This is a genomic window from Rheinheimera sp. (assembly GCF_965283995.1).
GTDB lineage: Bacteria > Pseudomonadota > Gammaproteobacteria > Enterobacterales > Alteromonadaceae > Pararheinheimera.
This window is the reverse complement of the sequence record NZ_CBDIQG010000001.1, coordinates 1,706,590-1,716,281: the sequence shown is the minus strand read 5'-3', so window position 1 is coordinate 1,716,281 and position 9,692 is coordinate 1,706,590. Positions and strand designations below refer to the sequence as shown.

The 9,692-nt window shown below is 49.7% G+C and carries 10 protein-coding genes and 5 tRNA genes; 14 read left to right on the top strand and 1 reads right to left on the bottom strand.

Going from position 1 to position 9,692, the window contains the following annotated elements; genetic code table 11:
* Window positions 1-204 precede the first annotated feature (204 nt).
* The 13 genes from tolQ (at window position 205) to rlmC (ending at window position 8,337) form a co-directional block, all read left to right on the top strand.
* Window positions 205-891 carry a protein TolQ gene (gene tolQ, locus ACQ66Q_RS07920; protein WP_430456295.1) on the top strand — a complete coding sequence of 229 codons (687 nt, stop codon included), beginning with the start codon at window positions 205-207 and terminating at the stop codon, window positions 889-891.
* Window positions 891-1,322, top strand: coding sequence for a protein TolR (gene tolR, locus ACQ66Q_RS07915; protein ID WP_208932258.1), 432 nt, complete (start codon window positions 891-893; stop codon window positions 1,320-1,322). The genes tolQ and tolR overlap by 1 nt, the downstream gene beginning before the upstream one ends.
* Before the next feature lies 1 nt (window position 1,323).
* The gene (tolA, locus tag ACQ66Q_RS07910) at window positions 1,324-2,268 is read left to right on the top strand and encodes a cell envelope integrity protein TolA (protein ID WP_430456294.1); all 945 of its coding nucleotides are present in this window, start codon (window positions 1,324-1,326) and stop codon (window positions 2,266-2,268) included.
* Between the two features lie 17 nt (window positions 2,269-2,285).
* On the top strand, window positions 2,286-3,641 hold the full coding sequence (gene tolB, locus ACQ66Q_RS07905) for a Tol-Pal system beta propeller repeat protein TolB (protein WP_430456293.1): 1,356 nt from the start codon (window positions 2,286-2,288) through the stop codon (window positions 3,639-3,641).
* Between the two features lie 42 nt (window positions 3,642-3,683).
* The gene (gene pal, locus ACQ66Q_RS07900) at window positions 3,684-4,190 is read left to right on the top strand and encodes a peptidoglycan-associated lipoprotein Pal (protein ID WP_208932255.1); all 507 of its coding nucleotides are present in this window, start codon (window positions 3,684-3,686) and stop codon (window positions 4,188-4,190) included.
* Window positions 4,191-4,208: 18 nt separating this feature from the next.
* Window positions 4,209-5,078, top strand: coding sequence for a tol-pal system protein YbgF (gene ybgF, locus ACQ66Q_RS07895; RefSeq protein ID WP_430456292.1), 870 nt, complete (start codon window positions 4,209-4,211; stop codon window positions 5,076-5,078).
* A gap of 260 nt (window positions 5,079-5,338) precedes the next feature.
* Window positions 5,339-5,414 (top strand) — tRNA-Lys (locus ACQ66Q_RS07890).
* 23 nt (window positions 5,415-5,437) lie between these two features.
* Window positions 5,438-5,513, top strand: a tRNA-Lys gene (locus ACQ66Q_RS07885).
* A 17-nt stretch (window positions 5,514-5,530) separates the two neighbouring features.
* A tRNA-Lys gene (locus ACQ66Q_RS07880) sits at window positions 5,531-5,606 on the top strand.
* Between the two features lie 20 nt (window positions 5,607-5,626).
* A tRNA-Lys gene (locus tag ACQ66Q_RS07875) sits at window positions 5,627-5,702 on the top strand.
* Between the two features lie 94 nt (window positions 5,703-5,796).
* Entirely contained in the window at window positions 5,797-6,855 is a 1,059-nt protein-coding gene (gene nadA / locus ACQ66Q_RS07870) for a quinolinate synthase NadA (protein ID WP_430456291.1), read from the top strand.
* A 118-nt stretch (window positions 6,856-6,973) separates the two neighbouring features.
* Window positions 6,974-7,063, top strand: a tRNA-Ser gene (locus tag ACQ66Q_RS07865).
* Between the two features lie 158 nt (window positions 7,064-7,221).
* Window positions 7,222-8,337, top strand: coding sequence for a 23S rRNA (uracil(747)-C(5))-methyltransferase RlmC (rlmC, locus tag ACQ66Q_RS07860; protein ID WP_430456290.1), 1,116 nt, complete (start codon window positions 7,222-7,224; stop codon window positions 8,335-8,337).
* Between the two features lie 6 nt (window positions 8,338-8,343).
* Here the strand turns inward: rlmC and ACQ66Q_RS07855 are convergent, their stop codons facing one another.
* On the bottom strand, window positions 8,344-8,868 hold the full coding sequence (locus tag ACQ66Q_RS07855; protein ID WP_430456289.1) for a SixA phosphatase family protein: 525 nt from the start codon (window positions 8,866-8,868) through the stop codon (window positions 8,344-8,346).
* A 96-nt stretch (window positions 8,869-8,964) separates the two neighbouring features.
* On the opposite strand from ACQ66Q_RS07855, the gene ACQ66Q_RS07850 reads away from it, so the two are divergent.
* On the top strand, window positions 8,965-9,663 hold the full coding sequence (locus ACQ66Q_RS07850) for an energy transducer TonB (RefSeq protein ID WP_430456288.1): 699 nt from the start codon (window positions 8,965-8,967) through the stop codon (window positions 9,661-9,663).
* The last annotated feature ends 29 nt before the right edge of the window (window positions 9,664-9,692 follow it).

Below are 9,692 nucleotides of genomic sequence, written 5' to 3'. Positions count from 1 at the left end.
GTCGTTCAAATCAGGCGATTCATCGAGGATTCAGGAACTTTCGCTGAATCTGCATGGACTGAATGGAACCGACGGTAGCCGGCTTTTGTCAGTTCTGAAATTTTTTTACGAATGCCGACAGTGCGCTGTTGAGTTAAACACGGGTGTCCAATATCATAGCGCCCAAATTTCTAGCCTTTTCCAGATGTTCAGAGGTGTTTCCCGGTGGCAGGCCAGCTTTCAGTCCTAAGTCTTATTCTCGAAGCCAGTATCGTTGTAAAAATCGTCATGTTGATACTGATGACCGCTTCTATTGTGTCTTGGGCCATGATCATTCAGCGCAATAAAGCGTTGAGCCAGGCGCTGGAAGAAAGCAAAAAGTTTGAGGACCGATTCTGGTCCGGAATCGACTTATCCAAGCTCTATAACGAAGTCAGTGCACGAGCCAGCGTGACGGGGATGGAATCTCTGTTCAAAGCCGGGTTTAAAGAGTTTGCCCGTTTACATAAAACGTCAGCACGCTCACCAGGTGCTGTGATGGAAGGAACACAGCGCGCAATGCGTGTAGGACTTTCCCGTGAAGTTGAACGTCTCGAAGCGCATTTACCATTTTTAGCGACAGTTGGCTCGATCAGTCCTTACATCGGTTTGTTTGGTACCGTTTGGGGGATCATGAACGCGTTTATGGCACTGGGGGCGGTACAACAGGCCACGTTGGCGATGGTAGCGCCGCCAATCGCGGAAGCGTTGATCGCAACAGCTATTGGTTTGTTTGCGGCGATCCCGGCCGTTATTGCATACAACAAATTCTCTCATAGCGTCGAACAGCTGGAAAATTCTTACGCGAACTTTGTTGAAGAGTTCTCTAATATCCTGCACCGCCAGGCTGTCAGCAGCGGAGACAGTCACTGATGTACGTGCGTAAAAAACGCCGGATGGTGGCGGAGATTAACGTAGTCCCGTATATCGACGTCATGTTGGTGTTGATGGTTATCTTTATGGTCACGACACCGATCATCACGCAGGGCGTGAAAGTCGAGCTGCCAAAGTCGAAGGCAGAACCCATCGAACAGATGAAAGACAACAAAACGCCTATTGTGGCGACTATTGACGAAGCAGGGCTGTATTACTTCGAAAAAGACAGCGTGCAGAAAGGCCCGTTTAATGCGGAAGCGTTGCAGGCGGAAGTCATGAGCACTCTGACGATTGAACCTGGTACTCAGGTCATTATCAAAGCCGATGGCCGGGTTGATTACAACTCAGTGATCCATTTACTCAACATGTTGAAAGAAGCTGGCGCCCCTGCAGTCGGACTGATGACTGAAGACGTGGAGTCTAAGTAAGATGGAACCAGCGTTTAAAAAGGCGCTGCAGATATCAGCGTCTCTTCATCTTGCATTGTTGTTGGCGATGTTTATCAATTTCAGCTTTTTTGATAAACATGAGGTGATTGAGGTGCCATTGTATTCGGCGTCAAATGCACCTTTGCAGGCCAGTGTGGTTGAAAACCCCAATCTGAAAGAAGCTGACAAGCCCACTCGCAAAAAGCCTGAACCAAAAAAAGAACCGCCAAAGCCTGAACCAAAACCTGATCCGGAAGAAGATCCGCAGGAAGAACTGCAAAAACAGGAAGAAGAGCGGAAAATTCAGGAACAGAAAGAGATTCAGGTCAAGAAGAAACAGGAAGAAGCCAAAAAGAAAAAAGAAGAAGCTGATCTGGCGTTGAAGAAGAAAAAAGAGAAAGAGAAGCTCGATAAGCAGAAAAAAGAAGAAGAACGTAAAAAAGAGCTGGCTGAAAAGAAGAAAAAAGAAGAATTAGCGAAAAAGAAAAAAGAAGAAGATCTGAAGAAAAAGAAAGAAGCAGAAGCCAAGAAAAAAGCGGAAGCACTGAAGAAGAAAAAAGCAGAAGAGAAAAAGCGCAAGCAAGAACTGGATAAGATCGCAGATGAAATGATGCAAGAGGACGAGTTGGCGGAAGAGGCTGACGAAGCTCGTCGGGCTGCTCGTCAAGGTCAGTTATTGACCGAGAAGCAGCGTTATGTTGCGATGATCGTTGAGCGGGTGCGTCAGAGCTGGTTTACTGACGACACGATGAATGGCAAAGAATGCGTCATCGAGCTCAAGTTAGCCAGCAATGGGTTTGTGACAAGCTTGAATGTGGTTGGTGGTGATGCAGGTGTTTGTAATGCTGCTGTCAATGCCATTAATCGGGTTGGTCGTTTCCCGATGCCGGAAGACCCTGAGTTAAATCAGCAATTCCGTGAATTGAAATTACCGTTTAAGAAATAACACAGAGACGAGACTATATGAATTTCAGATGGATAACGAAGTCAGTGATTGTTGCTGCGGCATTAATCGCCAGCTGTGCTCAGGCTTCATTGGAAATTATTATTACCGAAGGTGTCGACAGCGCCCGCCCTGTGGCTATTGTACCTTTTGCTTTTGTCGGAGCGACCAAACCGAATCAGGATATTGGTCAAATCGTGTCAGCCGACTTGATGCGAAGCGGTAAATTTAATCCGATCAATGCGATGCGGATGCCACAGCAGCCGCAAAATAGCAGTCAATTCAACGCTGCCGCATGGGACCGCACTGGTGTTGAAGCTGTTGTCATGGGAACTATTAAAGAAGTCGGGATGGATCGTTACACTATTAGCTACGAGCTGGTAGATGTAGTAAAAGCAAAAGGCGGTGTCGGTCAGCCGATGATGAACGCTGCAGGCCGAATCGTTGGTGGCAGCAACCATATTTTGCATGCCAGTGAAATCACCATTACCGGTAAACAATTCCGCCAGTATGCCCACCGGATGAGCGATGTCATTTATGAAAAACTAACTGGTGAGCGCGGCGCATTTTCAACAAAAATAGCTTATGTTCTGGTCCGTGATCGTCAGGAATATCGTTATCAGTTGGTCGTCGCAGATTATGATGGCGAGAATGAGCAGGTATTATTGCGCGCGAAAGAGCCATTAATGTCACCGAGCTGGTCACCAGACGGTACAAAATTAGCTTACGTCACCTTTGAACGGAAACAATCGCAGATTTATATTCAGGATGTCTATACTGCTCGTCGTAGTATCCTGACGTCTTTTAAAGGGATTAATGGCTCACCTGTGTGGTCACCGGATGGACGTAAAATGGCGATGACATTGTCAAAAGATGGCAATTCAGAGATTTACGTGATGGATATTGCCTCCAAAGCGTTAACGAAAGTTGCGCCGCACCGTGCAATTGATGTAGAACCTACTTGGGCTCCTGATGGAAAAAGCATTTTATTTTCTTCAGAGCGCGGCGGCCGCCCACAACTTTATTCTGTGGAACTGGGGTCAAACCAGGTTTCTAGGGTTACTTTTGAGGGTGAAATGAACTTGGCAGGCAAATATACGCCAAATGGTCAAGCAATAGTTATGGTAAACCGGACAAACGGTCAGTATAATATCGCCCGCATGGATAGAACTACTAAGTTTATGCAAGTGCTGACTCGGACCTATTTGGACGAGTCACCGAGCATTGCGCCGAATGGCTCAATGATTATCTATAGTACTTTGCATGGTAGTAATACCCAAGTACTGGCACTGGTGTCTATGGATGGTCGCTTTAAAGCAAGGTTGCCAGCTACCAATGGTCGGGTAAAATCCCCGGCCTGGTCGCCGTTTTTATAAAATACAAAAATTTGGTTAAATCGTAATACTAAGGACAACATCATGAACTTAAATAAAGTTTTAAAAGGTTTGTTAGTTGCTGTGCCAGTGCTGACTTTAGCTGCATGTAGCTCTAACAATGAAACTGACGCTGGCGATGCAAACGCAAACGCTACTCAGCCAGTAGTTGCAGATCAAGGCATGAGCGATGCAGAACAACTGCGTCAGCAATTAGAAGCCCTGCGTCAGCAAAACACTATTTACTTCGACTTCGACAAGTCTGATATCCGTTCTGAATTCGCTTCAGTTCTGGATGCACACGCTGCATTCCTGCGTGCTCGCACAACTATCTCTGTAACTATCGAAGGTCACACTGATGCACGTGGTACTCCAGAGTACAACATCGCACTGGGCGAGCGTCGTGGTCAATCAGTTCAGAAATACCTGGAAAACCTGGGTGTTGCTGCTGGTCAGATGTCAGTAGTGAGCTACGGTGAAGAAAAACCAGTTGATGCTGGCAACACCGAAGAGTCATTCGCTAAAAACCGTCGCGCTGTTCTGGTTTACTAATTTAAGTTGTGAGTTTGCATGACCGTTAAGACGTCGTTTGTTACTGCATTAACATTGCTTGCTACCGCTGTGGCTGCTGATCCTGCTCCTGTAGCAGATCTCAGTCGCAGCAGTGTTCAGGGGATTTCCACACAGACAGCTGTACGCAGTGGGTCAGTTTCGGAGCGGCTTGCTGCTTTGGAGCGTGTGGTTGAAGCCAGAGCAGCTGCTCAGCTTTCAATGCAGCAACAGCTCGAGACTTTATTAACTGAAGTCAGTGAGTTACGCGGGACGACGGAAGAGCACTCATACAAATTAGAACAGATATTACAGCAGCAGCGGGATATCTATCAGGAAATTGACCGCCGACTGGGTGGTGCAGCAGCGGGTACAACGTCTTCACAGACGACTGGCTCAGCGCAACAACCAGAAGCCGTAGTGCCGGCGGGCAATCCTGCAGCCGTTGTAGCAGCCGATGAGGCTGCTGCAGCGGAATCTGCAGTACCAACACCACAGCCAACCTCGGGTGGTGCATTAAACGAAGCGCAGGCCTATGAGCAGGCGATCAATTATGTGGTGAAAGACCGCAACTATACTGCGGCAATCCCTGCATTCGAAGAATTTATCCAGAATTATCCAAACTCTGAATACACCTCTACTTCTCATTATTGGTTAGGGCAGCTGTATTACCAGAAAAATGAATTCGCAAAAGCCAAAACGCATTATGAGCGTGTGGTAAAACAATTCCCGAACTCCAGTAAAGTTCCGGATGCATTATTGAAGCTTGGTTTAGTCGCTGATAAGCAGAATGATGCTGCAGCTGCAAAGAAATACTACAACCAACTGATAAAAAGTTTTCCAAAATCTAAGGCTGCAGCAACTGCAAAAGCCAAATTGGAATCCCGTTAAAACCGCCAGAGTGCGGTTTTTTCTTATCTGCAAACACCAACTCTTTCCGACGACCTGGTCTACTTTTTTACCTGAATGCTGATTTTTTCGGCAATACTGAACTCTCATTGTTGACGATACAATATTGTATCAACGGACCAGAACAGTTACTTCTTCGCCATAGTGCCGGACTTTTAAGCAGTCAGTGCGCGAAAACGATGTTTTTGCCAGATTTTGGTTGCACTGTGCGCGTAAATAAGTAAGATATGCGTCCTCGAGAGGGGTCATTAGCTCAGCTGGTAGAGCAGCGGACTTTTAATCCGTTGGTCGATGGTTCAAATCCATCATGACCCACCACCTTTCGCAGTTTAGTTTGAATTGGGTCATTAGCTCAGCTGGTAGAGCAGCGGACTTTTAATCCGTTGGTCGATGGTTCAAATCCATCATGACCCACCAATTCAGACAGTCAGATTGGGTCATTAGCTCAGCTGGTAGAGCAGCGGACTTTTAATCCGTTGGTCGATGGTTCAAATCCATCATGACCCACCAATCTGACACACCTCGTATGAGGGTCATTAGCTCAGCTGGTAGAGCAGCGGACTTTTAATCCGTTGGTCGATGGTTCAAATCCATCATGACCCACCAACTTCTGAATCATTGAATTGCAAAACCCGCACGTGTCTCTCTGCCATAAAGCTGTGTATAATACGCCACCTTTTTCTGCCCGGAGTTTATCCGCATGAATCAAGCGCTGCATTTTAACGAACTCGATTTTGTCTTCCCGAAAAAGCCTGTGCCACTGTCTATCGATGACAAGCAAGCGTACAAGGCCCGGATTAAAACCCTGTTACAGCAAAAGGACGCCGTACTGGTCGCACACTATTACACGGACCCGGAAATTCAGGCCTTAGCGGAAGAGACCGGCGGTTGTGTTTCTGACTCTCTTGAGATGGCCCGTTTTGGTAATGCGCATCCGGCAAAAACTCTGATTGTGGCCGGCGTTAAATTCATGGGTGAAACCGCCAAAATCCTGAACCCGGAAAAAACCGTGTTAATGCCCACGCTGGACGCAACCTGTTCGCTTGATCTGGGGTGTCCGGCCGATGCATTTGCAGCGTTCTGTGATGCGCACCCAGACCGTGTCGTCGTGGTGTATGCCAATACATCTGCTGCCGTCAAAGCACGTGCCGACTGGGTGGTGACTTCTTCTATCGCGCTGGATGTGGTTGAACATCTCGACAGCGAAGGCAAAAAGATTCTATGGGGTCCCGATCGGCATTTGGGTGCTTACGTACAGACCCAAACCGGCGCTGATATGGTCCTGTGGCAGGGCGCCTGTATCGTGCACGACGAATTCAAAGCCAACGCTTTGGTTGAACTGAAGAAGCAGTACCCGGACGCCGCTGTGCTGGTGCATCCTGAGTCTCCGGCGAATGTAGTTGATCTGGCCGATGCGGTAGGTTCCACCAGTCAGCTGATTAAAGCCAGTCAGACCATGCCCAATTCAACGTTTATCGTCGCCACCGATCGCGGGATCTTCTACAAGATGCAGCAAGCGATGCCGGACAAGACCTTTATTGAAGCCCCAACCGGTGGTAATGGCGCGACTTGCCGTAGCTGTGCGCATTGCCCCTGGATGGCGATGAATGGCCTGCAGGCGATTGAAGCGGCACTGACGGATACCGAAGGCCATGAGATCTTTGTTGACGCCGCGCTGCGTGAACAGGCGCTGGTACCATTAAACCGGATGTTAGGTTTTGCTAAAACCAACCGGGTTGCTGTGAAAGGTAATGCCTGAAGAATCAAAGTGCTGCGAAACTGCTGAATTTTACAGCGAATAGCGGCCCTGCGGTATTTTCCAGTTGCCAAGGCAACAGAATTTACCTAGTATGTCGGCGCTTGCTTCGGCAAGTCCCGGAGAGATGGCTGAGTGGCTGAAGGCGCACGCCTGGAAAGTGTGTTTAGGTTAACCCCTAACGAGGGTTCGAATCCCTCTCTCTCCGCCATATTCAACAAAAAGCCCCGCATTTTACTGCGGGGCTTTTTGTTTCTACAACCAACACTTTGCCAGAATGTAGTCTGTGTTGGTTCTCCCGATTATTCCATGCGCACTGGCGGTGGTTTTGCTAAAATCGCTGCTTTGAACCTGCATCGGATCTGAAATTTGTACTGCGAAGCTTTTGCCAGTGGCAAGTGTGTGTCTTGCCCGCATATCCATCAATCCTATTTGCAGCAGCTACAGCGCAAACAGGTGCAGTTGCAGCAGATTTTCCCTGGACTGCCGCTCGAGCTGCCGTGTCCAAGCGAGACTGCGGAGTTTCGCAATAAAGCCAAAATGGTCGTGATGGGTACCAGTCAAGCACCGGTGCTCGGGATCCTCAACGCCGAAGGGCAGGTTGATCTGACTGCTTGCCAACTTTATCCGGCTGGTTTTCAGCAAGCTTTTTCCCATCTGGTTGATTTTATCCGGTTAGTCGGGCTGGAACCTTATCAGTTGGACAGCCGGCGAGGTGAGCTGAAGTTTATCCTGTTGAGTTACAGCGAATTGGATGGTTGGTTGTTGCGGTTTGTTTTGCGCTCACAACATCATCTGGCGGCGATTCGTAAGCATTTGCCGACCTTACAGCAGCAATGGCCCACGTTGAAAGTTGTCACGGTGAATCTGCAACCGCAGCACAAGGCGATCCTCGAAGGTGAACAGGAGTTTGTATTGAGCGCCGAGGCGATGCTGCGCCAGCAACTCAATGATGTGGTGCTTTATTTGCAACCGCAGAGCTTTTTCCAGACCAATACTGCTGTAGCCGCCGCTTTGTATCAAACGGCCCGTGATTGGACCGCTGCGCTCAAGCCGGCTCGGATCTGGGACTTGTTTTGTGGCGTCGGTGGTTTTGCGTTGCATCTGACGTCAAGTGAAGTACAGGTCACTGGCATCGAGATCTCGGCTCCAGCCATTGACTGTGCCAGTCGTGCCGCGCACGAGCGCGGTGTCAACATTGATTTTCGTGCCTTGGATGCCACTGCTTTTGCCGATGCGGCGGCACAAGCGCCTGATTTGTTGGTCGTCAATCCGCCACGCCGGGGGCTGGGGGAGGCGCTTTGTCAGCGTATCGATGCGTTAAAACCCAAAGCGGTGTTGTACTCGAGCTGTAACCCCATCACTTTGGCAAAAGACCTGCAAAGTTTGCCGGCCTATCAGCCGCAGCGCGCACAACTTTTTGACATGTTTCCGCACACCGATCACGCCGAAGTTTTAGTGCTGCTGCAGCGCCAGGATGTCTGACCTGCCTTAGCGCTGGCAGATTGCCGGGATTGGCAATTGCAGGATCTGCAGCGACCACTCCTCACCGGCCCGGGTCAGCTGATAAATCCGGCCATAATCACTTTCCTGCAACGCCGGTGCAGCCAGCTGGCTCAACAGGGTTGCCAGTTGCGGCGTCGTGTTGCTGTGACCAACCACCAGCGCGTTTGTTGTGGTCTTGCGCAGCTGTGCGGCCAGTGCCGGTAAATCTTTTGCATCGTATTGCTGTAACTGCCGACCAGCTTTGAGGTTGGCTGCGGCGGTTTGTTGTGTGCGTTGAAAACCACTGTGGTAGAGCAGCGGCAGATTTACATCCTGCAGCAAGGTGGCTAAGGCATTCGCTTGCGCCTCGCCGCAGACAGACAGCGTGGGGTCTTTACTGAGATCGGCTTTTTCCGCATGCCGGACCAGATAGAGCTGCTGCATGTCGCCAGCCTGCGCTGTCGGTAGCCATAACGCGCTGAGCAACAAACCGGTGCCAATAGCTTTCGCTGCATGAAAAAATTTTAACACTGTGTTCACCCCTTTTTTTATTCTGCTGCGTCCAATCTCTGACACCGGAGCATCAGGCTTCGCCATGCGCCCGCCGGCGCCTTCAGGAGATGTATCATGACAACCATTTTTGTTTCCGACAATCGACAACTTGCTGCAGAGCTGTTGAGCCAGCGTACAGATTTGAACCCTTTAACCCCGCTGCCAGCGATTGGACGTGGCCTGACAATGGCCCTGGCTGCGGCATTGATTAGCTTTGCTTTGTTTCAGCTGATGGCCCAACTTGTTCAGTCGACAGCGCCTATCACACCTAAGGTCGATTCCGTCTTTGATGTCACTCCGCTGGTGCCGCGAGAGGAATCAGCGGCGAAAAAGATCATCCGTGAGATCCCACCACCACCAATGCCAGAGCTGGCACCGAAATTGGCATTACAACCAGCAGAAGGTCCGGGCGATTTGCTGGATGTTCCGCTTAGCGCCCAACAGCCGGTGTTGTCATTACCAGGGCCCACTTTAGAGACGCCGGCTGGCCATGATAAAGCCGCCACACCGCTGGTACGGATTGAGCCTAAGTATCCGCCGGCTGCTGCCCGCGATGGCGTGAATGGTTGGGTCCGGCTGCGTTTTAATATTGGCGCCGATGGCCGGGTCACGGATGTGCAGGTCGTGGCGGCAGAGCCTAGGCGGGTGTTTGATCAGGAAGCGATGCGCGCACTGAAGAATTGGAAATATCAGCCAAAACTTGAAAACGGTCGTGCCGTTGCGCAAAGTGATCTGGAGGTCCAGCTGGACTTCCGGCTTGATCAGCAAGATTAAAGATGATCAGATGCCAGCTAAAGCCGCAG